The organism is Enterococcus sp. GPZ-007 (assembly GCF_059374735.1).
The window spans coordinates 1-23788 of sequence record NZ_JCAFYN010000055.1; the positions used below are offsets into that span (position 1 = coordinate 1).

The window sequence follows — 23788 nt, forward strand, 5'->3', positions numbered from 1 at the left end:
TAGTTGGTTGGTATACGGCATGAAGATGAGACTCATTTTTCGCTTTTTGAAAAATGAACTCATACTATTGAATAAGGAGTGATTACTTTGAAAAAAACTTTTTTTGCTTTATCGTTATTAATTCTCTTCCCCATCGGTGTAAATGCCGAAACTGAGAGCTCTTCTACAGCGGATAATTCCCCTGTAGCTGCTACTGAACAAACAATCCCCACTGAAACTCAAAGCTCGGACAGTGCAACGGTTGAATCCAGTGCCACTACTGAGTCGACAATCGCTGTACCGACTGAAAACAGCGAGGTTAAAGATATTCAGCAAGCCAAGGATGATACGATCGAACAAATCGAAAAGGAAACTGGCGTGAAGAAAAGCAACGATCCAATCGGCAGCGAACACGATCCCGCAAAGCTTCGCGAGATGCTAAAAGAAGATTCAATGAAAAGCATTATTACGCCTAGTGAAGTTGACGGATATTCAGATCAACAATTATTGAATGCCATGACCCTTTGTGAGCGAGTAGGTACTGATACTTACGGTTTGGATGTCGGCGGTTATGCCCGTATCCTGCAAGCTCTTTACAAAGATAAGACCTTATCTTGGGATAAGATTGAAAATATTTTGAGCTACAATCCAAATAATTACACCAATGCTCTTGAAATGATTGATCAGATCGATAGTCTGCAAGCTTATCTAGCGGCACTTTACCCTAGCAACAGCTCCTTCATGCCGATCCGCCAAATGAGCAATCAAGAATTGACGAATGTCTTGAAGTACATTTCGCCGATTCAGGAAAAAATGATCGGAACCGAAGGTGACTTCTTCCCTGGAATCATCGCTTGGATCAGTCGTTACGCAGAAAAAGACGATGTTCGTAATGGGGTGACCGGCTCCAGTACGACAGATACTTCAACATCTGAAAGCTCTACGGAAACCTCAACTACACAAAGTGCCGAAAACAAGTCACCTGCAAATAATGACAATAACAAAAAAGAAGATAAAGGCGGCTTCCTACCAAAAACCGGTGAAGAAAGACGCACCTGGCTGACTGTAGCCGGTGTGATTATCTTAGCGCTGATCGCGTTTATCATGGTTCGCCGAAATCGTAAAAAATAGGAAAAAAAATCAGTGAGCGAAGAATTTCTCGCTCACTGATCTTTTTTTATTTATTCTTTTCTTGATAGGCTTGCCAATCGGCTTCAAATTGGGCAATGCCATTAGTAGTAAGAGGATGACTCCATAATTTAGGGAACAGATTTCCTGGAATCGTCGCAATGTCCGAACCTGCTAAAGCCGCTTCTTCGACGTGTCCTAGATTTCGTACACTGGCTGCGATGATCTCCGTATCAAAGTCGTAAATATCAAAAATTTCTCTTAAATCACACACCAGTTGAATGCCGTCAGAAGCAATATCATCCAGACGTCCTAAGAAAGGACTGACGTAGGTGGCTCCAGCCTTAGCCGCCATCAACCCCTGTGCCGCAGAAAAGATCAGGGTGACATTGGTTTTGATGCCTTCTTGCGAGATCGTATGAACAGCCTTTAGCCCTGCTTCGGTCATGGGAATCTTCACAACGATATTCTCCGCCCATTGATGGATCTCCCGAGCTTCGCTAATCATGCCCTCGCTGTCTAACGAAGTGACTTCCGCGCTGACCGGTCCATCAACTAATTCGCAAATCTCTTTGATGACCGTTTCGAAATCCTTCCCTTCTTTTGCAATGATTGTGGGATTTGTCGTGACACCGTCTACCAATCCTAGCTGATTGATTCGTTCGATCTCTTCAACATTCGCTGTGTCTAGAAAAAATTTCATGTTTTCCTCCTATTTAATAGCTTGTTCCACTGCAACATCATTTGCCATTCCGCCGACGTTCCTTCTCTTCAAGTATACTCACTCCCCTCAACCACTTCAACAACAGCCCGAACCTTTGTGACAGTTTTGTTAGTCGCAGATAGGTCCCTCGCCCGATTTTTGGCGCATGAATCCTTGATAAGCTAAATGTATCAAATTTGAAAGGACGATCAATCGATTTATGATCAAAAAAATACTTGGAGTTATCATCGGAATTTTCATCTTGCTATTTGGAGCGATGCTTTATTCCAAAAATTCATCCAGTGAGGTTGCAGGTACCCTTGACCAGCTGAATCCTTTAGTTCCTAAAAGTGAAATTTATGTAAAAACAACGAAACCACAGTCAGTCAATGGCTACGGAACAGCAAACTACCAGCAAATCGCTGCTGATGAAAATGGAAAAACACGGACGATCCAATTTAACGGAATCACTGAACTTAAGACTGATCGCTATTTAAAACTATCCAATAAAGGGGCTCATATTGAAACCTATGAAGAAGTTCGCCGTGATCAAGTGCCTGAAAAAGCGTTAAAAAAAATTGATCCAAGACAAAAAATGCAGGAATGATTGAAATCATTCCTGCATTTTTTTAATTTTTATCGTAAGCCTCTAAAGCAGCTGGCAAAGCATTCAGTACTTCATTTCCCACAGCTGGTAAACCGACCATGATTGTGCTGATCACTTCCTCACGAGTAGCTCCGGCTTTCTTGGCTAGCATGACATGAAATGGTAATCCGCTTGTTTTCCCAGTTGCGGCTAAAACGGCAAGATAGGTCAAGTGCTGGGTCTTATCGTCTAACACACTGATTTCTCCCCACGAATGGATCATTTCGTTGAAGGCTTTTTGATACTCTGGTGCTTCTTTCGCAAATGTTTCAAAAGAATTGCTTATAGTCATCTGGATACACTCCCTTTTTTTCCATAAGTGTATCAGATTAGCAATACTTTAGGCTAGATCATCGCGCAGTGCTTCGATAATATTCTCCTTTTTTATTTTATCGACTGCATAGAGCATTGTGATCACTACGATTAGAAAGACACCTAGGATGCTGATCAACAAACTACTCCATGGAAAATGAAACGCAATTTCTGCCCCACCCTTTGTCATGCCTTGGTAAATCAGCCATGAAATGATGCCGGCGGCTGGAACGCCCAATAGAAGCGAGCGCGAACCATAAAAGATACATTCAAAGATCATCATTTTGTTGAAATCTCGATCCGTCATCCCAACCGAGCGCAGCATTGCCAGCTCTCTTCTTCGCAATTTGATATTGGTTGAAATCGTGTTGAGGACATTTGCGATCGCGATCAGTGAGATCATCGCAACAAAGACATAACTGAAGATATTGACGACAAAAATAGTATTGCGATTTTGTTCAAAAATCTCATTGACGTTATACAAATCATATTGTGCCGTGATCCCTTCCTGTTCGATGATTTTTTTCATTTCTGCGGTTGAACGAGCGGCGTTTTTCGACAGAAAGGTCAAGCCGATATCCTGATTTATACCAGTTAACGAAAATTTATCCTTCATTTGATAAGGTGCCACTACCATGAAAACATAGGGTGTCTTTTCAGCCGGCTGTCTAGGTAACGTATCCATCGGATAAGTGTCCGCAAATTTTACCTTGATTTTTTTCTGCTGATCCCAAGCAGGTTTTCCAGCGATTTCTGGCGCAGCCGTCAGAGTCAGTTCATCTTTGGCGAACAAATCGATCAGCTCAGTTTTCCCTTTCCCTTTGTCTATCCTCCGTTTTGCGACAGCGATTACTTTGCCGTCTTCACCTGTGTACTCTTTGGGAGACAGGTCCATGCTTTGAATGAATTTCAAGTATTCCTCGTCTTCGATGAACTGGACATCGAGAGACAGTTGGTTTTGTTTATTGGTTGGCTCCACCTGTTCTCGATAACGACTAGAAAAATCACTGGATTTCACTTGGCTAGTATATTGCACGATCGCTTGATAGTAGCTGCTGGTAATTCCTTCAACTTTTTGGAATTTCTCGTAGAGGCGGAACAATTCATCCTCCGACAGTTCCGAGCTGGAAAACACAATATCATAATCCGTATCTACCACCGATTGTTTAGCTATTTCCTGTAAACAGCTGCCGAAAGCTCGCGCTGACACAAATAATACAACACTCAGCGCCAACGATAGAATAATCGTCCGATATCGTTTCTTATTGCGTTTAAAATTTTTTAGCGCCAACATCCCTTCCAAGCCATATATCCGTTCCGAGAGGTTGGTCGTTTTGACGTCTTTAGAAGAAACTTTTATTTCATTCGATTGACGAATACTTTCCATTACTGGTGTATTGGCCGCTTTTCTTGCGGGAATCGAAGCTGAGATCACTATTGTAATCAAGCTAACTGCCGCTGCTGCCAATAGGATAGGAACAGACAAAGTTAAGTCTAGTGAGTTATTGCTATAGAGAAGATTGTTGAAATTTTTGGCAACAAGAGTAATAACAATTTTTATGCTGCTGATTCCTAATAGAATCCCGAATGGAATGCCAACGATTCCGATGCACAGACCTTCAAACAGAACAGAATTTCTTAGCTGCTTCGGTGTTGCTCCAACCGATGCTAGGATGCCAAACTGCTGCATCCGTTCGTTCAGCGAAATTGTAAAGGAGTTGTAGATCAAGAAGACAGAGCCCAGCATAATCAATGCAACTAAGATAGTCCCAATGGAGTACAGCAGCAGATTAAACACTGTATCATCGGATACTCCCATAAAGCGCAGGACCTCGTCATTCAAGGTATAAGACTGATTTATTTCCGTATTATCGGCATAAGAACGGGCTTTTCTCGGATTTTTAAGCGTGACAAAGACACTGAGATTCTTTTGCTTCTCAGCTTTATCGGCAAGTGTAATCACGGTATAACCAGGTGCGCTCTTTTCTTCAAAGCCAGGACGTTCGCAGATACCGACTATTTTGTAGCTTCTGGATTCTCTCAAAGACAATGATTCTAGCTCTTTTTGTGAATCGTCACAGTCATCGTGCTGGTTCAGACGCTTATTTCCTTTCATGCGATCGCCAATCGTTAATGAAAGAGTCTTCCCAATTGCATATTTCACTCCGCCGTTCGCCGCAACATGCGCTGGAATAACAACTTCCTGACTGCTTTTCGGCAGCCTACCGGATAGCATTTTTACTGGCAAGGTATCAAATGTATTTTGATTAAAGCCTGCGACAAACAGATAAGGCTTATTGGGATTTTTTCCACCAGTTAACTCGCCATATCCAATATCCTCATACTCAGCGGTTTTTAGAACATCTTTATTCTGCGCCTGCTTTTTAGCAAAGTCAGAGCTGACGTCTAAAAATTCAACATGCCAATCGCCATATTTTCGCTCCGCGCCCCTCACCATGTAATCTTGCAACGAGATAGCAAAGGTGGCGACCGCGGTGATCATGGCAGTCGACAAAATGACGCCGATAATCGTGACTAGTGTTCGTGTACGGTTTTTTTTCATATTTTGCAACGTGACTTTATGGAAGATGTTCATGATTGCACCATCCTCTCATCGCGGGTCACGCGTCCATCGGAAATGCCGATGATTCGATCTGCCTGCAGTGCAATCTCTTCATCATGAGTCACAACAATTAAGGTTTGACCATACTTGCGATTGCTCATTTTTAACAGCTTGATGATTTCGTGCCCATTTTTGCTATCTAAGCTCCCTGTTGGTTCATCCGCCAGCAAGACTGCTGGAGCATTCATCAGCGCCCGTCCCACTGAGACCCGTTGCTGCTGTCCGCCGGATAACTGATTCGGCAAATGATCTTTTCGCTGACTTAACCCTAAGAGCGCCAACAATTCGGTAAGTCGTTCTTGATTGACCTTGCGCTTATCCATCAAAACCGGCAGTGTGATATTCTCTACCACATTTAATGTCGGAATCAAATTATGAAATTGATAGATTAGACCAACTTGTCGCCGACGAAAAATCGCCAGCTTTTCATTATTTTGCGCATACACATCTTGTCCATCCAAAAAAACTTTCCCGCTGGTAGGCACATCCACACCGCCGATCATATGCAACAGCGTTGATTTTCCCGAACCAGATGTGCCAATAATCGCTGTAAACTCCCCCTTTTCAATCGTCAATGACACATCATTCAATGCAACGACCTTGTTCTCACCTTTTCCATAAACCTTACTAAGATGTTCGATTTTCAACAGCTCCATTATATGAGCCCCCTTCCTCATGGTTCACCTATATAATAGAAGCTTCACCTTTCAGCTTGGTGACTTCTAAGTGAGAGATTCGTCACTTTGGAAAACGAATAACAAATAATGCTCCTCCAGCTGGATGATTTTTCGCCACAATCGTACCGTTTTGACGTTGAATAATCGACTGGCACAACGACATTCCGATCCCGAATCCGTTCGCGCTTCCAGTTTTCCCACGATAAAAACGATCAAATAAGTGATGCAAATCAGCTACTTCAAAGCCTTTACCACTGTCGTGAATCGTAATTTCGGTAAATAATGGATTGTTCCTTCCGTTGATTTCAACCGTTCCCTGTTTGCCAATGCTTTCAATACAGTTTTTTAGAATATTTTGCAGGGCTTCCGATAGCCAAATCTCGTCACCTTGGATTGTACTCTCTGGCGCAATAGACGTTACTACCTGAATCTCATGCAAATCAAGCGGTACTAAAAATGGGCGCAAAGAAGTTTCTACTAACTCGGCCACGTTAACTGACGCATTTTGAAACTCTACAACATCCGCGTCTAAGCGCGAAATCTTTAATAACGCTGTAATCAAGCCGTCCATCCGTAAAAGTAACGCTTCGATTTCTCGCAGATTCATTTTCCGTTCTTTTTCATCAGTGCTTTCCGCTGCCAAAGACAAAAGAAGGTTGACTGAGGTTAAAGGAGTGCGCAGTTGATGAGCGATATCCGCTAACGAATCCGCTAAGTTTTCCTTTTCTTTTTTAAGGGCTGCATTCTGTTCACGAATCCGCAGTGTCATTTTGGCGACCTCACTTTGCAGGATCGAAAGCTCCCCTTCATCCAACTCTTCGATAAATAAATGATCTTCGTTGTGCAGGATCAAATCAATCTGATCAGAAATTTGCGCGATTTTCTGATAACGGGCTTTTGTGGCAGCATAAAATAAACCACCAAAAATAAGCGCAGTAAATAAGACCAGCATCCCAGCGGCCGTATTTTGACTGAAACCAAACACAGCCAAAATGACTGTGATCACTGCAAACACCAAAGCGAACCTGCGAAATTCCTGATTTCTAAACATTGCTGCCTCCTAAGCGATACCCCATTCCGCGAACGGTCAGAATGATTTGAGGATTTGTCGGCTCATTCTCGATCTTTCCGCGCAAGCGTTTGATATAAACGGTCAAGGTATTGTCATTCACAAATTCGCCTGCCGCGTCCCAGATTTCATCTAGCAATCGTTCACGTGTGATGATGATTTTCGGATTATTTACGAATACCAGCAGCAGACGATATTCTAAAGCCGATAGAAAAACTTCATTGCCATTTTTTCGCACGATACCGCTGGTAATGTCGACAGTAATCCCAGCAACCTCAAATATTGCCTGTCCCTGCCCATGTTTTCGCAACGCATTTTTTATTCGCGCCAATAATTCCCGTGATCGAAATGGTTTCGTGATATAATCATCAGCTCCCATGTTCAAGCCCGTCACTACACTCGCCTCATCACCAGAAGCCGTCAAAAAAATAACCGGAATCGTTTGATCAGCCTTTATTTCCGTACAGACCGTGAAGCCATTGCCATCAGGAAGAGAAATATCCACCAAAGCAATATCAAAACGATTTTCTGACAGAAGCATCAGAGCTTCACTCTTACTTGCGGCGTGGATCACAGTAAACCCCTCAGACTGGAGTAAAATGATTAAATTTTTCGCGATCACTTGGTCATCTTCCACTAAAAATAGCTGTGTCATCGTAACGTTCCCTTCCTGACTATCTATAATTAAAAGCATCCTTGTCGTTTCTTTCATTTTACCTTAAATAATCGATGCAAAATAGAAACCTGTTATTATTTTTGTCTTTTCACTGAATTCCTTTAAGTAGCACGATCATTCTGTACGTCGTTGATCTATTTCTTATTTGCCATCTGCTTCTTCATTACTTTTTCAGAAAGCATCCGGAGAATCACCTAACTGGCTTATGGTCTAAGCTGATTATTAACTCCACCGGAATCATTGCTGGAATACTTTTATTTTTGTTGTTGATCGCGCAATAAAAAGGATTCATTTCCAATCGTCTTTTCTTAAACAATCAAAATAGCTATAGAACTTTACTCATTTTGACCCTATTTTCTGCTTTTTCGAAAATACGCCTAAAGTCCTATAGTCCCTCTATACTATGTAATGTATAGTATAACGTATAGAGAGGTGTTGCTGATGGAAAGTCAATTAAAAAAAGGTTTGATTGAGTATTGTGTTTTGGCCTCATTAGTGGACATTGATTCCTACGGCTATCAAATCGTGAAAGAAATCCATCCACATCTTGAGATTACCGAATCAACACTATATCCAATCTTAAAAAGATTAGAGACAAATAATAAGGTCTCTACCTATTCAAAGGTTCACAATGGACGTCTGAGAAAGTACTACCATTTAACAGATCAAGGATTTGCCAGTATTCAGAAATTTTTACAGGAATGGAACGACGTAGAAGCAGTTCACTATTACATTAAAAGGAGTGTCGAAGAATGAATCGAGTGGAATTTATTAAGGAACTAAGCAATTATTTAGCTTATGAAGTCAGACCTAGCGAAGTCCATCGCTTGATTGAATATTACGATGAAATGATTTTAGATTTGATGGAGGATGGCTATTCTGAACGAGCTGCCGTCAAGAAATTAGGGGATCCCAAGCAATTAGCCTATGAAGCGGCTGGTATCCCAACGGAAGTTAGGGTTCCCCGTCGGTTTAACTGGCTTTGGATCACTCTGTTGATTCTCGGTTTTCCATTGTGGGGCAGTTTAGCACTCGCAGTATTTTTTGTTCTTTTAAGTATTGATATCGTAATCTGGTGTATTCCATTCACTGGTGCTTGCTTAGCTGCCGGAACGATCATCGGCGGTGTAGCCGCAGCGTTCACCAGCCCATTTGTTCTATTCAATTCAGTCTTTATGGGTGTTACTCAACTTGGTGCAGGGATGTTCCTGTTCGGGTTTGGTCTATTATGCATGTGGCTGACATACAAGTTCAGCGCAGTCTTCATGAATATGCACCGCAGCTTAATGCGAATCATTCGCCGCAACATTTTCCAAAGAAAGGTGGTTCAAGTATGAAATCCAAACTTTTATTGCCAAAAGTAGCTACGTATTTGATCGGGGCTGGAATCTTATTGATGATGCTAGGCTATGCGTTATCCGGATTCTCTACTGATCGTTATCGAATGGATTATGAAGACCGTCATTGGTACAATGTCGTAGGGTTTTATATTGATTAGATACAAGGAATCTTTTTCGTAGAAACGAAGAGGATTCCTTTTTTTAGTTTCTGACCAAGTTATTTTCTACTATTTATGCTTCGGATCATCTTGTCTGCATCGATCGCTCCAGATATCATGCTAGCTATAATCCTTTGCTCTCTCCAATTTTTCATACTCCTAACACCAACCCCTTTTCATCCTTGAATGAGCTATTTTATTCAACAAAATCATGCTACACTAGCAATAAGAAACAAAGCTAAAGAGGTGAAGGTTATGGAAAAAATCAAACTAGTCCAACCCGGAAAAAGTCATGAAGCCGCAGTCAAGGACTACACAGAAGAGCATTTTTCTGTCGGTGAAGATTCGCTACACGGTTCGTCATTGCTGACAGAAATGGAGAGCTACAGTGCATGGCTGGCACATCTGTCCAAAGAATCCGATAGAGCAACAGTCGCTCCTGATTGGGTGGTTTCTACTACCTTGATCGCTCTGCGGGATAGCGATCAAAAGGTCATCGGAACGATCAATATTCGCCACGAATTGAATGAGTTTTTGCGTGAATTTGGAGGTCATATCGGTTTTGGTGTACGCCCTAGTGAACGCGGGAAAGGCTACGCAACAGAGATTCTGCGTTTAGGACTAGACTATTGCAGAATGCTTGGATTGGAAAAAGTGATGGTAGCCTGCTACAAAGAAAATATTCCTTCAGCCAAAACGATTCTAAAAAACGGCGGAATTTTAGAAAAAGAATTTATCCATGATGATAGAAAAGAAGTTCAAGTTTATTGGATCAATTTATAAGCCGTTCCCCTTAAAATCAATAGGCACCTGTTGAATGTGATGATAAAATAGGGATAGAAAAGAAGTCTGAGAAAGGACGTGATGCCCATGAGCGCTACGCTGAAGAAACATGATTACTCATTTCGCAGGCTTCAGCAGGCTAATTTTCATGATATGACCTTTGAGCAAGTGGATTTTTCGAATGCGGATCTGACTGGGGCGAACTTTAGCAATTGTTTATGTATTGATTGTGACTTTTCAGAGGCGATTCTTAGAGATACGGATTTACAAGGAACTGATTTTCAAAACTGCAGCCTGCGTGACGCAGATATCTCTGGCGCAAATCTTTTCTTCGCGATGCTGGAGCATGCCGATTTGACGGATATTATCCACGATGAGCGAACCCAGTTTTTTGATTTGTATTGCCCGGCAGAAGGTCCTTTTATCGGCTATAAAAAGTGCTTTGATTTTCGAATCGTTCAACTGCTGATCCCAGCTGATGCGCGCAGAACTTCTGCAACAAACACTTGCTGCCGATGTGATAAAGCTAAAGTACTGACTATTAAAGATATGTATACAAACGAAGACTATGACGAAGCCGTTTCATATGTTGATGGGAATTTTGTCTATCGTGTAGGTGAATATGTGGAGGCAGAGAATTTCAATCCCAATCGCTGGGCTGATTCTACTGGCGGGATTCATTTCTGGCTGACCCGAAAGGAAGCTGAGGGATATATGTAAATAAAGGAACCTGACCCCTACTTTACTTAAAGTAGAGATTGGATTCCTTTATTTTTATTCCTTTTTATCCTGAAATAGGTCCAGCGTTAGTCCTTTGATATCCGTTAAACGCAGGAGATTTCTCAGCGATTCATAGTCATCGTATTGTTTCTTCTTCTCTTCATTCAACTTATAAGCGGTCACGATACCCGACATTACCGGAGCATCGAACATTTTTGCCGCGACTGTCCGATAGATACCATCTTCCTGAAGAATGTAGCAATCATCATCCTGATAATGGTTGAACTTGATGGGATGATCTCCCTCAAGATTGATCTTTCCAGCATAAAATGCTTGTTGGGAGGCTAGCCCGTTCTCCTCCAGAGAGCGTAAGTTCTCTTCAAGCTTAGTAGTTTCTCGATCGTCCTCAGCTGCACCCATAAAAAGGTCATAAACAGATTTTCCTGCGATCGTCTGATTGGTTTTTACTGCAACAATTTTCTGAACGGGGATGTCTATCCGTGGGCGCTCGCTATCTTCTATCTTGTCATAATAAGACTCTAGATGTGTATCTTGAAAAATATTTCTTTTTTGCAGTTGGATATGATCCAAACTGATCCCAGCCTTTGTCATACTATCGATTGCTTTCTTTTCAACATCTGTATTCATTATAAGCCCCCTTCAACCAATATTTTTCTCAAATGAAAAATATATCCTTCATATCAGAATATCCTCAAAAAGGAATTCTGAAAAAAGACAGACACCTGCAATGTAGACTGCAGGTGTTGGTTTGACCGATTATTTGATTCTTCACACCAAGTTTCGACAGCTATTCCAATCGATGGCTGTTTATTCGATGTCTTTTTCTTAAATCGTTTTATACAACACCTTGTTTTTCTAAATCCATATACATCAGCATTTCACTCAATCTCTTAGAAGTCAGATTTCTTACTTCGCGTGGCACAAACTGATGGATCTCATCCTCATTGTAGCCAATCTGCATTCTCATCTCATCCATCACGATCGGACGTTTCAACAAGCCGGGATTCTCTTCGATGATTTGAACTAACTCATTCAGTGACAAATCATTAAAGTTGCACGTAAATTTATTATAGACCTTTGAACGGGTCGCGATGATTTCCTCAGTGCCTGTTTCTGTCATTGCAAGAATCTCTTTCAATTCCCTTTTTGTAAGAGGATCAGTAATAATGTTCCTTTCTTCAAAATCTAGTCCTTGTTCTTCTAGCCATGCTTTTGCTTTCCTGCACGAATTACAACTAGCCGAGCCATATAATTTGATCATTTTGATTAACACCTTTCTGTAAAGTCTTTTAATATACTCTGTTATTCTACACCTAATACGTTACAGCACTTGCCACCCTTTGTTAATCTAATTTTTAAAAAGTATCAAAAAACAGTATTTAAAACATGTGAAAACAACCTCTTTTTATAACAATATTGAAATTGAGAATAAATGAATAAGTTGTTAAAACGTTGATAAATCAGTATTTATTATTTGAAAAAGGAATGTTTCATAACTGCCAGATACGATGCTCATGAGATTGACTCAAATATTTCCCCGAGAAGTAAAAATATGATTATCTAACTAAAATTATCTTTTTAAGTCATAATCAATCGAATATTTTAATGATTTTTTGTTTTAAATTTGAACTTGTCAAAAAATCCATATAAATTATTATGAGGGTTTCCATGTTTCCTACATAGCAAGCACTAAGAAAGCTTCTGTATAAGAAGCCTCTCCTATAAAAGCGAAGTTAATAAGCGCTTGCTTTTCCTCTCGAAGCTAGTAAACTGAAGATGAGCATAAAAACACATGGCGGTTGGTAGTCCGCCGCATGAAAATGTCAGTAACCTGCCCTCCCTGGGTTGTCCATTGCTTGAGAATAAAATCAGGGGAGGTGTCATCATGAAGTTGACGATCTACTTCGATGGCAGTTTTTGGTGTGGTTTGATTGAAGCTGAAACAGACGGCCATTATCAAGCGATTCGCCATGTTTTTGGAGCGGAGCCAAAAGATCCAGACGTGCGGGACTTTATTTTCCAACGTTTGCCGCACTTACTAGAGCAGTCCGGTTCCGTAATCGTTGAGCAAAAGTCTGAAAAGAAATTGAATCCGAAACGTATGCAGCGATTAATTAATCGTGAAAAACGTCAGCCGGTCGTTTCTACAAAGGCTCAGCTTGCTATCAGCGAAATCCGTAATCAAGCAAAAGCAGTGAACAAATCGCAGAAGCGCCAAAGAAAAGCCGAGTATGCTGAAGCACGTTTTCAACAGAAGCAAGCCAAGAAACGTGAAAAGCATAAAGGACATTAAGAAAGAAGCAGCCCGATCTAAATAGATCTGAGCTGCTTCTTTTACTTCCCTGCTATTCTTCTTTATTATTAGCTGGCAAAGACTGCATCAGGGCATAAAAGTACTCAGCCTCACCAGTGTTGAAATAGTTATACCATGCATCTAATGTATTTAATTCAAAGACATCTAGCTGCTCAATAATTTGTTTTGCCCATAACAAACCGGCCGGAGAGCTGGCAGTGATCAGGTTATCTTTCGCAACCGACGGCTCGTCTACATAAAAGCTCTGACCCTTGTAACTAGGAGCGATCATGTCCAGAAATCCTGGTCCATTGCTCGTATGTGTCCGCTCATCCAATAATCCAGCATTAGCAAGGGCAGCAGTCGCTCCACAGATCGCCCCCACCTTGGCACCTGAAGAAAGAAACGCACTAGCTTTTTCGATGACCGCGCCATGCTTTGGATCGTTCCATGTATCTGCTCCTGGCAACAACAACATATTTGCTTCACTCACCACGATGTCATCGATGACACAATCAGGAATAATCGTCATCCCGCCCATAGTTGTAATCGGGTCTTTCGAATAGCTTACCGTTTTAAGCGTTACTTGTTGAGCTCCCTGTTTGAAAAATCGGCCTGAATTCAGCTCCGCTGTCAGGTGTCCCAATTCCCAGTCAGCTAACGTATCCATCACATAAACATAAATTGTGTTCATAATTTCCTCCTCGTTTTAAAGTAATCGTTTTTTCAAGAAAAAGTTAGGTTGATACGAATGCCGTATGTCATTCAATAACTTTCTATATACACAGTATACGTGACAATCGTTGACAACAGTATGTCAACAATCTAAACTAAAAATAAGAAAATTTGGAAGGTTGTTCACTTATGAAGATGGACCGGATGCTCAGCATCATAATGCTGCTGCTAGATAAAAAAAGAGTCAGTGCACAAGAACTGGCAGATAAATTTGAAGTTTCCTCTCGCACGATCTACCGCGATATCGACACCATCAATATGGCTGGCATTCCTATCCACTCAACTTCAGGCGTCGGAGGCGGCTTTGAGATTATGGAAAATTACAAGGTCGATCAGAAAGTCTTTTCGTCCGCCGATCTTTCCGCTATCATGCTGGGGCTTTCTAGCCTATCCGACATGATGCAGGGAAATGAACTGACAAATGCCTTAGCCAAAGTCAAAAGCTTTATTCCTGCAGATCAGGCGAAAGACATTGAGGTAAAATCAAATCAGCTGTCGATTGATCTAAGTCCTTGGATTGGCAATAAAAATATCCAGCCTTATTTAGAAATAATCAAAGCCGCCATGCAGGATAATAGGCTGCTTTCATTCGAGTACTCCGACACTCACGGAAACAAGACCACAAGAACAGCTGAGCCTTACCAGCTTGTATTGAAAAACAGCCATTGGTATTGGCAGGGCTATTGTCTGATTAGAAAAGACTTTCGCCTATTCAAAGTTGTGCGCATGACAAATCTGCGGATGCAAGAGGAATCATTTACAGCGCGAGACTATCAAAAACCACAGCTGGACTTCAATGATATTTTGGAAACAATCCAAATAATTATCAAGCTTCGCATTCACAACACCGTGATGGATCAAGTGCTAGATTATTGTGCCTATGAGAATTTCACTCCAGATGGTGCTGATCATTATATCGTTAACTTCCCATTCATTGAGAACGAGTACTGCTACAATATTCTTTTCAGCTTCGGAAAACATTGCGAGTGTTTAGAGCCTTCACATATTCGAGCAGAGATGAAGCGTAGAGTACAGGATATCGCTGCAGTATACGAGAACTAAATGAACAGAACTTGTCTATCTGCTTCATATAATAATTCAATAAAATGAAGCAGGTTGTTAAGAAGCTAGAACTCTTAACAACCTGCTTTTCATTGCCCAAACTTGCGTATCATTTTGATTTTATTGTTTTTCTCTGAACTCGGTCGTTTATTCAGTTCTGATGATGTTATCGAATACTGGACCTTAATCTGATCACTAACAAAGTAATTATCGATTCCCTGTGGAAGTCGCCAATTTACACTGACACATCCTGGTCTGCGATAGTAGTCATCACTCTCATAATTCTCGTACAGGACAAACCACGGAACCAAGGATGTTCCCTTGCCATTTTCATCCATATACCGATCATTGGTATCAAAGCGAATGATGTCACCAGAGTCATCAAAGGTAAATTGACCTTTGGCGCTTACACCGTTCCATGTGATTGTTCCCTCAATCCTGCGGGAATCAATCGTTTTCCATTCTATGTACTCTTGCAAAAACAAGCTGGGCATAAAAACAGCATCAGCCAGTGCCGTGATCAATTGTCCTTGATCCATCTCTGGACCAGTCGAATTGAACAATTGAAAATGCTTGGCAATCACCCCAATCATTGCCCCGCGCCCATCTTTCACACTATCCCTCACATGAACAGGCAAGCCATACATCCTTGCTTTCAAAAAAGCATAGCGATCGGGGCGGTCGACAAAATTCACTTGGCAAAAAGCAATCCGAATCGGATCTTTATCCGCAGCCATCCGAAACTTTGTATTTTCAAATTGAACATACATGTTGCACATCATCGGCTGATTGACGTAGCCGTTCTTCTTCAGATATTTCCTGAGAAGTTGCGGCAGTTGAGCCACGGCTTCTTCCGTAATTAACTGTGGTTTCGCAGAAGATTGTTCATGCTGAAATGAATCTTCGACATCTGTCAGATAGTTCCTCCAAGCAGGCCCGCCTGGGATAAGCAGATAAATGATCACTAATACTAAAACAATAGCTAATCCCCATAAAAACAGCATGGTCATCCTTCCTTTCATGAATAATCTTGTTCCTACTTCTTACTATACACGAAACTTCGACAACAGCCATCCGCCCAAAGGCTTAAAAATAAATAATAGTAATTCTCAATTACTAATTCAAGTGTATTATTACAGGAAGAATGCAAGAAAACATGCATCTGATCACTTGATAAATTTTGACACTAAGTCTATGATTGCTAGCAGTTTTGCCTGCCTTTCAAAAATCTCCTTCATAACACAAAAACAGGCAAACCGTTAGTAGGCTAGCCTGCTCGACAATTAGTTTCATTTTTGACAAAAAGCGATGATTCTCTCCATCATTGGTTCATAAGCGGCTCGATTCAATGCCTCTGTTCCGCCTAAGATCAACTGATCTGTCTGAACAACTCCGCCAATTGAATGGCCGACCCCCGGATAAACGATTGCTTCGGTATTTTCAACGGGTCGATGCGCTTGGATATCCTTCACCATTTGATCCGAAGGCCAGAGCTGATCATCGCCGCCAGCGATCAAGAGCAGTTCTCCAGAAAATTTTTCGATTTTTTATTCGGGCTTCCTCGCTATTTTCGTCCAGCTTGATACACAGCTCATATATTTTTCGAAAAGAAACCGGCTTCTCCCACAACGTTCGAAAAAGGTAATGTAGAAATGCTCGAATAGTCGCTAAACTCCATCGCTTTTTCACTCTTTCAAGCGAAAGATACGGTACTTCCTGACCTTTTTTAGTTCATGAAGAGCCCTCTTCCTCCATTGTTCCTAACCCGTAAAACACATGACTACTAGGAACAATCCCAACAATTTTATCGATGCAATGGCCGTATTCACTTCCTAACACTAAAGCAAGCTCTGCACCCTTAGACTCTCCTAAGACGATTATCTCGTTTGCATCCGCGAAATTTTTTGTGACATACGCGTGAGCAGCTTCAAAAATCTCGATTGGAACTTGCTTTAGTTCTCGCGGCAAATTTGGTTTTCCGAAAAAGAACAACGCCAGCACTTCAAAGCTTTGACCTGCCAACTCTTCAGCCTTTTGATAATTACAGCCGCCCTCTGAACCGCCAAAAACGATAACTGTTCCTACAGACGTTCCTTGTTTCATTCTCAAGGAATAGCCTTGCAAGATTCCTTGATCCACTTTGTTTACCAACAAATCCTTCGTTGCCAACAGCACTTTCCCCCTATACTCCGTTATAAAACGTTCTCACTTCTTTTATTCTATCATCTAATCAGGTCGATACCCCAAAATAAATGAACGCTTTTGCAAAGATCCAGAGCACTTAACTTTTAAACCCAAAAGCAGTGTTGCACTTGTTTCGATCCTGATTGATTTTTCGTTGAAAAACAGCCAAATCATAATAGCGATCCTAACTATCACTAAATAGCTTTGAATTATTTCGGTAACCTGATAAAATAATCAATGAAGAATTCGACCGTTATCTCTTTAAATGAATAGGAGCTTTAAACAATGGATGAAAAAGAACTAAATATTGTATTAACGCAAAAATACTTGGAATTAAATAGCTTATTCATGCAATTCTTCCGTGAAAACTCCCGTGGACCCTTCAAATTTGAAAACCGCAATCGTGGACAAGGACAAATTTTAGCGATCATTCGGGAACATGGGACGATCACCCAAAAGGAGCTAGTCAGCCGATTAGATATGCGTCCGCAATCCGCCTCTGAAATGATCCGAAAGCTGGAAAAAAAGGAATATATCACCCGCGAAAAATCAGAAGAAGACAAACGGGTGATGAACATCCACCTTACTGTCCGCGGTAAAATAGCTGCGCAGCAAAGTGATGATTTCCAACCAGTTGTATTGGAAGCCTTGACTTTGGAAGAAAAAGAACAGTTTGATCACATTATGACGAAATTAATTAATGAAATTGAACCGCAAATCAAGCACCGCCCGCGGAATCGCTGGGGACGCCAATAAAAAGGCCTAAGAGAAGAATAATTCTCTTAGGCCTTTTTTAATGGATTAACTTTTCCGTTCTCTGATTTTCTTAGTAAGAAAGCCGATCACGAATACGGATAAAATCTTGAAGATCAACGATCGAACCGCACTATCTTTTTTTGCTGCATTCTTTTTGCTCATTTTATGAGGTCGACCATGATTTCTGGGATTATCCCAAGTATTTTTCAATAAATGTACCATTATTTGTAAGCCTCCTATAGTTTTCTTTTATTAAGGTTCAATTAGCCTAATTTTCTGGTTGAAGACAGTTTTGCTGGGCACTTTTCATCCTCATCAGGAAACGCCGTTAATTCCTCGTATTCCTCATAATATTTTTTCAGTGCTGATTTAAATTCTGGACTCCATGGCTTGACATGTCCTGAATAGTGAATAATCATCGGATCTCTGCGGGTTTCAAAGTACTCTTTTTCACCCTCAGGATCGGGATGTTCCACTTCCCGCTTCATGATATAGCTTTGGGCATTCCATTTTGGATGAAGCTGCAACCAATGGTCGTGCAAGATTGCATTCAAGGCATCCTGGTCATGGAATTTCAGCTTCTCAGGATTGTCATGAATATATCGCAATACACGATTCGTCACATCCTCTGCCAGCCATTTCTTCATATTGATCAGCATAAAGCCGGAATTGAAGTATTTCGTCGAATCACAAACGATATCCATTTTTTCCAGTCGATGATGGAAACCGGCATCCTCTACCGCCGCCAGTGTGTAGCCTGTCAAATCAATCCGCCATAATTCAGAGATGTCGCCTAAAGCGATCGTGTCACAATCCAAATAGAGAATTCGTTCAAGGTCTTGATCGCGGAACAATTCCGGGATGGCGATCCGGTAATAGGCTGTTTCTGGGATTCGGTCGCTTTCCACCGCGTCCGAGAAATATTTCTTATCAATTGTTAAAAAATGCAGCATTGCATCGTATTCTTTCAACGTTTCACGCATCAAGCGTTTGTTCGCGATACTGATTTCATCATCGATCACATAGAAATCAAAGGTCTTGGTTGAGCGATCCGTATTCTCTAAAACAGAGACAAATAGTGCTGAGACGTGCTCAGCAAATCCATCATTACTGCTGGAAACGATCGTTATCTTGTCATTTTTCATTTTACATTCACCGTTTTCATAAATATACTTTTGTTCAATAGCTCCATATACATCTTCTGGTATGGGTGTCCTTCCAAGGTGTTCCAAGGCTTGTCATGGCCGGTAAAGTGGATCACCGCGGGATTTTTTCGCCCTTCCCGATACTTTTCATCGTACTCCTTTGTTGGGGCTGGATGTTTATCAAAGATTAGTGACGACTGCATATTCCAGCGTGGATGAAATGGCTGCCAATGCTCGTATAGAACGGCATTCAACGCATCTTGATCATGGTAAATGATCTTATCTCCATTACTTTCTAGATAATCAATCGTCTTTTCCGTAATATGCTGCTGATTCCAACGATCAACATCAATCACCATCACCCCTGAATTGAAATAGTAATCATCAGATTCAACGCCAAGACGTTCCAATGCTTTTGTCTGTCCGGGGTCGATGATAGCACCGATCGTATTCCCAGCTAAATCCTGTTGATAAAGCTTTTGAATATCATCTAAAATTAATGTATCTGAATCAATGTATAGAATTTTTCGAAAATTCTTTTTTTCCAGAATTTTTGGCATTGAGATTCTAAAGTAAGCAGTCGTCGTAATATGGTCGCTGACTAGAAAATCTTCATAGATTTCTTCATCTACCTTTACAAATTGAATAACAGCAGCATTAGAATACTGGTGGGCTGTTTGGATCAATTTTTCTTTGCTGGAAACCGATAGATCGTCATCAATAATAAAGAAACGAACCGGTGTATTTCTTGCAGTCTTTTTAAGTAAGGTTGAGATCATTACACTCAGATAAGGAGCGTAATTTTCATCAGCTGCTGTGACCACAGGAATTTCCTCAATTTTTGAGAACATTTAACCTTCACTCCTATTACAAATTTTGTTCAATTAATAACGTGTGTTTACAAAATTTAGATTAGACCCTTCTTAACGATTAAGCAAAATTATTGCTTTGATACCCCTCACATTTATTCAAAAAATCAGTTTAAAACCCCATCATTTGGGCTAATTCGCAATTTATTAATTTTTTCTAAAGATTTATTTAAATTATTGTTTTTGCAATGCATTCATATTCAAATGAGCGTTTAATTGTTCATTTAAAGAAAATTGGTCTACTCTTTATATAGAGTAATCAAAAAAAGGACGGATATAGATGAAATTGGTAGCAGTAGATCTTGATGGTACCCTATTAAATAAAGAGGGACAGGTTTCAGAGGAAAACGCCTGGGCATTGCAAGAATTCGATCGTCAAGGCGGCACTGTGGCTTTGGCAACCGGACGCTCTATCCAGTCAGCGAAGGAAGTATTTGAAAAATTGCAGTTGAACGGCTACACATTGGCTTCTAATGGGGCCTATGTGGCACGTATTGACAATGGTGAGATTAAAGAAGTGTTGAAAAGCTATACGATCGTTCCCGAAACAGTAAAAACAGCGCTATCCCTTGCGATGAAAGCTGGTGTGACAGTGGTCGCCAGCCGTTCAACGCAGGACGACCGTATCTCATTTGCGCAGGACAAAAATGAGGTCAACAGTCCTTATTACGCGCAATTTAATTTGAAGGAATCAAAAGTGGAAGATCTCTGGGAACAGATTGAAAAGGACGCGATCAGTTATTTCAAACTGGCGTTTACCGATGGTGATACTAGCAAACTGGTGAAACTGCGTTCCCAGTTAGAGAAGAAACAGATCAACAGCTCTTATTCTGATAAGTATTGGCTCGAGGTCATGGCCGAGGGAGTCAATAAAGGTGCTGCACTGAACTTTTTAACAAAACACTTAGCAGTAAAATTATCTGATGTGCTGGCTTTTGGTGACCAAGAAAACGACCTAGAGATGCTAAAGATCAGTGGGAACAGTATCGCGATGGAAAATGCCGCACCAGCCGTCAAAGAAATCGCTGATAAGCTGACAAAATCAAATCAGGACTCCGGCGTTGCCTTTGTTTTGAAGGAATATCTGGCGTAATTTTATCCGTGCATAAATAAAGACGTTACCAGACACTGGTAGCGCCTTTATTCGTTATAGCACAATACTTTTCGTTCATTGATTGGTTGGCATTCACGATTATTGCGTCCGTGAATCGCGATAAAGCGCAAAACCTGCTCCGCTGATACTTCTAAAACAGACTGCATCACATACCATTCCACCCCTTCGGTCAACGGAGGAGTCGTTAAAGAACCGATATAATGATAGTAACTCTTGTTCTCAGGAATGAGATCAGCGACAGAAAAAGTGCCTTCGCCCTTCTGCTGGTCATACTGGTTCAACACGTTCTCGAAGTCTGAGTTATGTTCCCCTACTTGATAGAATACACCAATCACAGCCAATTGGCCGTTAGGTGCTTGGAAGAGAAAATGTCCCTCTAATGGAAAGGTTTTTCCATCTAAACGATGCTCCGAATCAGAATGAAAATGCATTTGGACAAAATGAAACAAGCGGTTATTGAAACTGGCTTGGCCTGCTCCTAATAGCTGCAGATTCTGTCCATTGTTTAGGAAAGTTGCGGTAGTATCTGAAAAATTAACCTGTATATTTGCAAGTACATCATTGTTTTCAATTTGAGAAGTCTGAATATCGATTGGCGATTGTCTTTGTCCGCCTTGCGGTTGCCAGTCATCTTGATGGCAATAATCAATCAAAAATTCTGCTTTCATAAAATCCCTCAGTTACCTAAAATTTTTACAATGATATCATTTTCTAGAAAGATTTTCCATCCATATGCAAATATCATGAAAAACTGTAACTTTTTGGGTTTCATTCAGCAGCTCGTGACGAGCATTTTCATATAGCCGGACCATCACGTGTTTGCTCCCTGCTGCGCGGTAAGCTCCTGCAGCCTTCATCACTCCTTTGCCAAAATCACCAACTGGATCCTCTTTACCGGATAAAAATAGTAGAGGCAGGTCTTTCGGCACCTTTTTCAATAATTCCGAGTCCTGTGACCGAATGATCAAGGAAAAGAGTTCTTGATAACCGCTCAACGTAAAGAGGAAGCCGCAATTGGGATCAGCTAGGTAAGCATCGACCTCGGTCGAAAGCGTGGACAACCAATCCTTGTCTGTTCGTTTATTGAATATTTTGCGGTTCATATTGCCAAAAGCCAAGTGATCGATCAGCTTACTGTAGTGCTTTTCACCTTGAAGCTTGCTTAATAGCTTGGCAGACTGCTGTCCAAAGCGAGTCATCCAGACTGGCTGCTGCCCGGTTCCCATCAATATCGCGCCATCGATTCCCTCACCATAATCATACAAATAATTGCGCAGAACGAATGACCCCATGCTGTGACCTAAAATAAAAAATGGCAAATCAGAATAGTGGGGTTTTCCCCACTCAGTCACCTGATAAAGGTCCTGAACCAAGCCGTGTTTTGTTTTTTCATCATGGAAATATCCCTGCATACCCGCTTGAGCCGAGGCGCCATGTCCAAGATGATCATGCCCGATCACTACAACTCCTTGCTCATTAAAATATTCTGCAAGCTTCTCATAACGTAATAGATGCTCCGACATCCCGTGTGTCACTTGAAGAACCGCCCATGGGTCTTCACAGGACCAGTGGTAGCCCTGCAATGATGTTTTCTGATCAACTGAACGTATTTCAAATTTTTCTAACATACTCATTTCCTTTCTAAAAAAGACTTATTTTTTTCGTTTGACTTAAACGCGATCCCGTTTGAATTTCCATCTTAAGTTGGATGTGTATCTAGCAAAAAATGGTACACTATTAGTAAATGGAGGGATGGAATATGTCTTGCTTAGGTAATATCATCTGGTTTATCTTCGGCGGTCTGATTGGTGGATTGACTTGGTGTCTTGCAGGCCTCTTATGGTGTATCACGATTATCGGCATCCCCATCGGATTACAGTGCTTCAAATTTGCCAGTCTAAGTTTCGCGCCCTTTGGCAAAGATCTGGTGTATCATGCGACGGGCGTAAATTTTATCGTTAATATTATTTGGTTGATTGTCTCTGGTGTTCCCTTAGCCTTAGGGCACCTTGCTAGTGCTGCGTTGCTATGTATTACTATTGTCGGAATCCCCTTCGCTGCACAATCATTGAAGCTCGCTCGCTTGGCACTGATGCCTTTTGGCGCACAGATCGTGTCGATTCGCTAATACTATCAGTCTATTCACAAAATCAGAAACGATAAAAAAGAGGATGACAGCCTGTCTTCCTCTTTTTCTTATCCAAAAATCAAGTAGATTAAGCCTGTGATAACTAATAGAATATTCAACGTTACTTGGATATTCACCATCAATGGAGTAACCTTCTTTTTTCTGCGTCGTGCAAGACTCAGATAGATATTGTACACTCCGACTAAAATAATGAAGATTACCAATGCGATCAGATACAAAAAGTCACTCCTCTTTTTGTCTGTAGTGTAACGTGAAATGTTCCCATCAGCAAGCAAAGTCAATGAAATCTAATCTAATTGTTTGAAGAAATCACGTAATTCAGCTTTCCGCCGTTCACTTAATTCACGCTTCGGAATATCCTGTATCGCTCCTTCTAAGCCATACAATAAATGTAAACAAGCGCCATCATCCACGAGATGACGGATTTTCAAGAAGGCCGCTTCCGTTCCTAGCTCACGCAGCTGTTCCGGTTCAACAATCCCTACCTGTGCCAATTTTTCTTCATTTACTATACCAATATTTTTCATTTCTGAGATTCTCATCGCCGACTCCTTTTAGATATATTATACCCCAGAATGAAAGCGGAAACGACAGCTTTCATTAAAATTCACCAAGAAATCACTTTTTTGCAGCTGATCTTTCTAAA

32 protein-coding genes are annotated in these 23788 nt (G+C 41.1%); 13 read left to right on the top strand and 19 right to left on the bottom strand.

Annotation, left to right across the window (positions count from 1 at the left end; translation table 11 throughout):
• Nucleotides 1–87: 87 nt before the first annotated feature.
• Nucleotides 88–1110, top strand: a complete 1023-nt coding sequence (locus tag AC4J95_RS18880) for an LPXTG cell wall anchor domain-containing protein (protein ID WP_494551174.1) — start codon at nt 88–90, stop codon at nt 1108–1110.
• A gap of 46 nt (nt 1111–1156) precedes the next feature.
• On the opposite strand, the gene fsa is transcribed toward AC4J95_RS18880, so the two are convergent.
• Nucleotides 1157–1810, bottom strand: coding sequence for a fructose-6-phosphate aldolase (gene fsa, locus AC4J95_RS18885; RefSeq protein WP_494551175.1), 654 nt, complete (start codon nt 1808–1810; stop codon nt 1157–1159).
• Nucleotides 1811–2030: 220 nt separating this feature from the next.
• On the opposite strand from fsa, the gene AC4J95_RS18890 reads away from it, so the two are divergent.
• Nucleotides 2031–2417 (top strand): YxeA family protein, encoded by a 387-nt coding sequence (locus AC4J95_RS18890; RefSeq protein ID WP_494551176.1) that lies wholly within the window; start codon nt 2031–2033, stop codon nt 2415–2417.
• Between the two features lie 22 nt (nt 2418–2439).
• Here AC4J95_RS18890 and AC4J95_RS18895 read toward each other — a convergent pair whose 3' ends face one another.
• From AC4J95_RS18895 to AC4J95_RS18915, 5 genes are all read right to left on the bottom strand, one after another.
• Complete coding sequence (locus AC4J95_RS18895) at nt 2440–2748, bottom strand: carboxymuconolactone decarboxylase family protein (RefSeq protein ID WP_316405436.1); 309 nt, start codon at nt 2746–2748, stop codon at nt 2440–2442.
• Nucleotides 2749–2796: 48 nt separating this feature from the next.
• Nucleotides 2797–5364, bottom strand: coding sequence for an ABC transporter permease (locus AC4J95_RS18900; protein ID WP_494551177.1), 2568 nt, complete (start codon nt 5362–5364; stop codon nt 2797–2799).
• Nucleotides 5361–6047, bottom strand: a complete 687-nt coding sequence (locus AC4J95_RS18905; RefSeq protein ID WP_494551178.1) for an ABC transporter ATP-binding protein — start codon at nt 6045–6047, stop codon at nt 5361–5363. Before AC4J95_RS18905 ends, AC4J95_RS18900 begins: the two co-directional genes overlap by 4 nt.
• An 82-nt stretch (nt 6048–6129) precedes the next feature.
• Nucleotides 6130–7119: a sensor histidine kinase gene (locus tag AC4J95_RS18910; RefSeq protein ID WP_494551179.1), complete on the bottom strand. Its 990-nt coding sequence runs from the start codon at nt 7117–7119 to the stop codon at nt 6130–6132.
• Entirely contained in the window at nt 7112–7792 is a 681-nt protein-coding gene (locus tag AC4J95_RS18915; protein ID WP_494551180.1) for a response regulator transcription factor, read from the bottom strand. The genes AC4J95_RS18910 and AC4J95_RS18915 overlap by 8 nt, the downstream gene beginning before the upstream one ends.
• Nucleotides 7793–7932: 140 nt before the next feature.
• On the opposite strand from AC4J95_RS18915, the gene AC4J95_RS18920 reads away from it, so the two are divergent.
• The 6 genes from AC4J95_RS18920 to AC4J95_RS18945 all read left to right on the top strand — a co-directional run bounded on the left by AC4J95_RS18920 (nt 7933) and on the right by AC4J95_RS18945 (nt 10814).
• Nucleotides 7933–8094, top strand: a complete 162-nt coding sequence (locus tag AC4J95_RS18920; RefSeq protein ID WP_494551202.1) for a DUF6713 family protein — start codon at nt 7933–7935, stop codon at nt 8092–8094.
• Between the two features lie 160 nt (nt 8095–8254).
• Nucleotides 8255–8569, top strand: coding sequence for a PadR family transcriptional regulator (locus AC4J95_RS18925; protein ID WP_494551181.1), 315 nt, complete (start codon nt 8255–8257; stop codon nt 8567–8569).
• Nucleotides 8566–9150: a DUF1700 domain-containing protein gene (locus AC4J95_RS18930; RefSeq protein WP_494551182.1), complete on the top strand. Its 585-nt coding sequence runs from the start codon at nt 8566–8568 to the stop codon at nt 9148–9150. The genes AC4J95_RS18925 and AC4J95_RS18930 overlap by 4 nt, the downstream gene beginning before the upstream one ends.
• On the top strand, nt 9147–9311 hold the full coding sequence (locus AC4J95_RS18935) for a hypothetical protein (RefSeq protein ID WP_494551183.1): 165 nt from the start codon (nt 9147–9149) through the stop codon (nt 9309–9311). The genes AC4J95_RS18930 and AC4J95_RS18935 overlap by 4 nt, the downstream gene beginning before the upstream one ends.
• A gap of 255 nt (nt 9312–9566) precedes the next feature.
• Nucleotides 9567–10094, top strand: coding sequence for a GNAT family N-acetyltransferase (locus AC4J95_RS18940; RefSeq protein ID WP_494551184.1), 528 nt, complete (start codon nt 9567–9569; stop codon nt 10092–10094).
• Between the two features lie 87 nt (nt 10095–10181).
• Entirely contained in the window at nt 10182–10814 is a 633-nt protein-coding gene (locus tag AC4J95_RS18945; RefSeq protein WP_494551185.1) for a pentapeptide repeat-containing protein, read from the top strand.
• A gap of 54 nt (nt 10815–10868) precedes the next feature.
• Here the strand turns inward: AC4J95_RS18945 and AC4J95_RS18950 are convergent, their stop codons facing one another.
• The gene (locus AC4J95_RS18950; RefSeq protein WP_494551186.1) at nt 10869–11462 is read right to left on the bottom strand and encodes a hypothetical protein; all 594 of its coding nucleotides are present in this window, start codon (nt 11460–11462) and stop codon (nt 10869–10871) included.
• A gap of 208 nt (nt 11463–11670) precedes the next feature.
• Nucleotides 11671–12096 (bottom strand): transcriptional regulator Spx, encoded by a 426-nt coding sequence (spx, locus tag AC4J95_RS18955; RefSeq protein WP_494551187.1) that lies wholly within the window; start codon nt 12094–12096, stop codon nt 11671–11673.
• A gap of 624 nt (nt 12097–12720) precedes the next feature.
• Here spx and AC4J95_RS18960 point away from each other — a divergent pair.
• On the top strand, nt 12721–13128 hold the full coding sequence (locus tag AC4J95_RS18960; protein WP_494551188.1) for a YjdF family protein: 408 nt from the start codon (nt 12721–12723) through the stop codon (nt 13126–13128).
• Between the two features lie 52 nt (nt 13129–13180).
• On the opposite strand, the gene AC4J95_RS18965 is transcribed toward AC4J95_RS18960, so the two are convergent.
• The gene (locus tag AC4J95_RS18965) at nt 13181–13822 is read right to left on the bottom strand and encodes a type 1 glutamine amidotransferase family protein (protein WP_494551189.1); all 642 of its coding nucleotides are present in this window, start codon (nt 13820–13822) and stop codon (nt 13181–13183) included.
• 170 nt (nt 13823–13992) lie between these two features.
• Between AC4J95_RS18965 and AC4J95_RS18970 the strand changes: the two genes are divergently transcribed.
• Entirely contained in the window at nt 13993–14925 is a 933-nt protein-coding gene (locus tag AC4J95_RS18970; protein ID WP_494551190.1) for a helix-turn-helix transcriptional regulator, read from the top strand.
• A gap of 89 nt (nt 14926–15014) precedes the next feature.
• Here the strand turns inward: AC4J95_RS18970 and AC4J95_RS18975 are convergent, their stop codons facing one another.
• The 3 genes from AC4J95_RS18975 to AC4J95_RS18985 form a co-directional block, all read right to left on the bottom strand.
• Nucleotides 15015–15929 carry a DUF6544 family protein gene (locus AC4J95_RS18975; protein ID WP_494551191.1) on the bottom strand — a complete coding sequence of 305 codons (915 nt, stop codon included), beginning with the start codon at nt 15927–15929 and terminating at the stop codon, nt 15015–15017.
• Nucleotides 15930–16214: 285 nt separating this feature from the next.
• Nucleotides 16215–16469: an acyl-CoA thioester hydrolase/BAAT C-terminal domain-containing protein gene (locus AC4J95_RS18980; protein ID WP_494551203.1), complete on the bottom strand. Its 255-nt coding sequence runs from the start codon at nt 16467–16469 to the stop codon at nt 16215–16217.
• 187 nt (nt 16470–16656) lie between these two features.
• Nucleotides 16657–17094: a hypothetical protein gene (locus AC4J95_RS18985; protein WP_494551192.1), complete on the bottom strand. Its 438-nt coding sequence runs from the start codon at nt 17092–17094 to the stop codon at nt 16657–16659.
• A gap of 300 nt (nt 17095–17394) precedes the next feature.
• Between AC4J95_RS18985 and AC4J95_RS18990 the strand changes: the two genes are divergently transcribed.
• Nucleotides 17395–17865 carry a MarR family winged helix-turn-helix transcriptional regulator gene (locus tag AC4J95_RS18990; RefSeq protein WP_494551193.1) on the top strand — a complete coding sequence of 157 codons (471 nt, stop codon included), beginning with the start codon at nt 17395–17397 and terminating at the stop codon, nt 17863–17865.
• Nucleotides 17866–17910: 45 nt separating this feature from the next.
• On the opposite strand, the gene AC4J95_RS18995 is transcribed toward AC4J95_RS18990, so the two are convergent.
• From AC4J95_RS18995 to AC4J95_RS19005, 3 genes are read right to left on the bottom strand one after another with little or no spacing between them, the layout of a single operon-like run.
• Complete coding sequence (locus AC4J95_RS18995; protein ID WP_316405462.1) at nt 17911–18087, bottom strand: hypothetical protein; 177 nt, start codon at nt 18085–18087, stop codon at nt 17911–17913.
• Nucleotides 18088–18128: 41 nt separating this feature from the next.
• Nucleotides 18129–19010 carry a glycosyltransferase family 8 protein gene (locus tag AC4J95_RS19000; RefSeq protein WP_494551194.1) on the bottom strand — a complete coding sequence of 294 codons (882 nt, stop codon included), beginning with the start codon at nt 19008–19010 and terminating at the stop codon, nt 18129–18131.
• Entirely contained in the window at nt 19007–19861 is an 855-nt protein-coding gene (locus tag AC4J95_RS19005; protein WP_494551195.1) for a glycosyltransferase family 8 protein, read from the bottom strand. Before AC4J95_RS19005 ends, AC4J95_RS19000 begins: the two co-directional genes overlap by 4 nt.
• Before the next feature lie 298 nt (nt 19862–20159).
• Here AC4J95_RS19005 and AC4J95_RS19010 point away from each other — a divergent pair, with 298 nt between their 5' ends.
• The gene (locus AC4J95_RS19010; protein WP_494551196.1) at nt 20160–20972 is read left to right on the top strand and encodes an HAD family hydrolase; all 813 of its coding nucleotides are present in this window, start codon (nt 20160–20162) and stop codon (nt 20970–20972) included.
• A 47-nt stretch (nt 20973–21019) separates the two neighbouring features.
• Here the strand turns inward: AC4J95_RS19010 and AC4J95_RS19015 are convergent, their stop codons facing one another.
• On the bottom strand, nt 21020–21661 hold the full coding sequence (locus AC4J95_RS19015) for a carbonic anhydrase family protein (protein ID WP_494551197.1): 642 nt from the start codon (nt 21659–21661) through the stop codon (nt 21020–21022).
• A 36-nt stretch (nt 21662–21697) separates the two neighbouring features.
• Nucleotides 21698–22621: an alpha/beta fold hydrolase gene (locus tag AC4J95_RS19020; protein WP_494551198.1), complete on the bottom strand. Its 924-nt coding sequence runs from the start codon at nt 22619–22621 to the stop codon at nt 21698–21700.
• Nucleotides 22622–22752: 131 nt separating this feature from the next.
• On the opposite strand from AC4J95_RS19020, the gene AC4J95_RS19025 reads away from it, so the two are divergent.
• The gene (locus AC4J95_RS19025; RefSeq protein WP_494551199.1) at nt 22753–23121 is read left to right on the top strand and encodes a YccF domain-containing protein; all 369 of its coding nucleotides are present in this window, start codon (nt 22753–22755) and stop codon (nt 23119–23121) included.
• A gap of 68 nt (nt 23122–23189) precedes the next feature.
• On the opposite strand, the gene AC4J95_RS19030 is transcribed toward AC4J95_RS19025, so the two are convergent.
• Nucleotides 23190–23360 (bottom strand): hypothetical protein, encoded by a 171-nt coding sequence (locus tag AC4J95_RS19030; protein ID WP_494551200.1) that lies wholly within the window; start codon nt 23358–23360, stop codon nt 23190–23192.
• Between the two features lie 69 nt (nt 23361–23429).
• Entirely contained in the window at nt 23430–23684 is a 255-nt protein-coding gene (locus AC4J95_RS19035; protein ID WP_494551201.1) for a TfoX/Sxy family DNA transformation protein, read from the bottom strand.
• Between the last annotated feature and the right edge of the window lie 104 nt (nt 23685–23788).